Annotated in this window: 3 protein-coding genes and 1 pseudogene; 2 read left to right on the forward strand and 2 right to left on the reverse strand. The window is 59.6% G+C overall.

Going from position 1 to position 1,913, the window contains the following annotated elements; genetic code table 11:
- A partial coding sequence (ilvN, locus tag ACGVJ8_RS00465) for an acetolactate synthase small subunit (protein ID WP_392344989.1) occupies nucleotides 1-377 on the forward strand: 377 nt, incomplete at its 5' end.
- A 2-nt stretch (nucleotides 378-379) separates the two neighbouring features.
- Here ilvN and ACGVJ8_RS00470 read toward each other — a convergent pair.
- Nucleotides 380-1,051, reverse strand: a complete 672-nt coding sequence (locus tag ACGVJ8_RS00470; protein ID WP_392344990.1) for a peptidylprolyl isomerase — start codon at nucleotides 1,049-1,051, stop codon at nucleotides 380-382.
- A gap of 4 nt (nucleotides 1,052-1,055) precedes the next feature.
- Entirely contained in the window at nucleotides 1,056-1,592 is a 537-nt protein-coding gene (locus ACGVJ8_RS00475) for a photosystem I assembly protein Ycf4 (RefSeq protein ID WP_392344991.1), read from the reverse strand.
- Between the two features lie 188 nt (nucleotides 1,593-1,780).
- On the opposite strand from ACGVJ8_RS00475, the pseudogene ACGVJ8_RS00480 reads away from it, so the two are divergent.
- A pseudogene (locus tag ACGVJ8_RS00480) lies at nucleotides 1,781-1,913 on the forward strand (photosystem II D2 protein (photosystem q(a) protein)); the annotation flags it as partial.

Here is a 1,913-nt window from a genome sequence, read left to right on the forward strand (position 1 = left end):
GCGATGACCAGACGCTCCAGCAGATGACCAAACAACTAGACAAGCTGATCAATGTGCTTCAAGTCCTCGACCTGACCCAGCACCCGGCAGTGGAGCGCGAACTGATGCTGCTCAAAGTTTCAGCACCGGCAGCATCCCGGGGCGCCGTGATCGAACTCGTTCAGGTATTCAGGGCCAAGGTTGTGGACGTGGCCGATGAAGCCCTGACCCTGGAAGTGGTGGGGGATCCCGGAAAGCTGGTGGCCCTTGAACGGTTGATGGCCCCCTTCGGTATTCTCGAGATCGCGCGCACCGGCAAGGTGGCCCTTGAGCGGGCCTCAGGCGTGAACACGGAAATGCTCAAGGTGTCGCCAAGCCAGAGCCGCGTGCCGGCCTGAGTTCAATCCCTTAACGCAGCCTTGGTGATGCGATCTCCTTGCTGGATCGCATCCACCACTTCCATGCCATCCACAACACGGCCGAAGACGGCGTAACGACCGTCGAGTTCCGGCAAGGGACGCAAGGCCACATAGAACTGGGCGCTGGCGGAATCAGGAGCCTGAGACCGGGCCATGGCCACCGCCCCACGCTCATGGGTCAACTCCATGCCATCAAGTTCAGCCGGATTGGTGCTGACCTTGCTGTAACGGGGCTGCGGCTCGGATCTGAACTTGATCTCAAGCGGAATCATCCGCGCCTGACCGTTATCGGGATCCACAAAACTGCCGGTACCGAGCTGCCCCAGGGGAACCGATCGATCACTGGATTGCGGATCGCCTCCCTGCACCACAAAAGGAACGGGCTCGCGAACAACGCGGTGGAACATGGTTCCGTCGTAGATGCCGCGCTGCACGAGATCAATAAAATTGCCGGAGGTGAGGGGAGCAGCATCGCCGTTCACTTCAATCATGAACTCCCCCAGGCTCGTCTGCATGATGACGTTAGCCAACCCCTGTAGGCAGGCCGCTTGAGCATCGGCACAACCCGTCACCACCGAAGCGCGCGGGGAAGGACTGCAACTCACCAACAACGGGATGAGCAGCAGCAGCATCCAGGAACGAAGACGACGCATCGGATCAAAGGCCCTCAAGATTGACGCCAAGGAAGCGAGCCAGTTCAGCACCGTCCTTCTCCAACTGCGCTAAAGGGAAAGGCTCACCAACGCGGGTGAGCGGCATGTCACGGCGTCCCTGGATTCTTAGGGCGATGCGACGGCGTGCATTGAAGCCATCGCGCACCTCCACCTTCACCGCCTTGACGTCTTTGAGCGGAATTTCAACCAGAACGGGTTTGCGGAAACCACGGCGGCTGATGGTCACCACACCGGCATCCTTATCGAAACGATTGCTGCCGCCACCAACATTCACAGCGATGACGTACCAGAGGTAAGTGGTCAGCAACGCCGCAGCAAGGCTGTACAAACCCATCACCAATCCCTGGGGCACAAACACCAGCGCAGCGGGGTGCCCCAGGGGGAGCAGGTCGCGGCCGAGGTAGCTCGACAGCGAAGCCAGGAAGAAGCCCACGCCCCCAATCGTGACGGCCGAGGCCACCAAAAAATTCGAGAGACGACGGGAGCCAAGCACGGGTTGCTCGAGCACTGCTGCTGACATGACCCAGCCAGAATCAAGCGCCATTGTGACCGCAGAAAGGCCCCGACGACAAAATAAGAAAAAATCCCTAAGCAACAGAGCTATACAGGGAGTTTCAGCTCACGCAAATCAGCCGCGCAGGTCGCTTGAAGATTGTTAAGGTCGCGGCGTATCCCACAGCCTGCGGCTTTCCGCACCGTTCACCTCTCATGACGATCGCTGTAGGACGCGCGCCACAGCGGGGATGGTTTGACGTCCTCGATGACTGGCTCAAGCGCGACCGCTTCGTTTTTGTCGGCTGGTCCGGCATTCTTCTTCTCCCAACGGCCTACCTGGCCATCG

Source organism: Parasynechococcus sp., from assembly GCF_042954245.1.
Classification (GTDB): Bacteria; Cyanobacteriota; Cyanobacteriia; order PCC-6307; family Cyanobiaceae; genus Parasynechococcus.

Excerpts from the sequence above, each read along its gene's own strand:
- ACGVJ8_RS00470 (WP_392344990.1), bottom strand. The coding sequence starts at position 1,051 with ATGCGTCGTCTTCGTTCCTGGATGCTGCTGCTGCTCATCCCGTTGTTG.
- ACGVJ8_RS00475 (WP_392344991.1), bottom strand. The coding sequence starts at position 1,592 with ATGTCAGCAGCAGTGCTCGAGCAACCCGTGCTTGGCTCCCGTCGTCTC.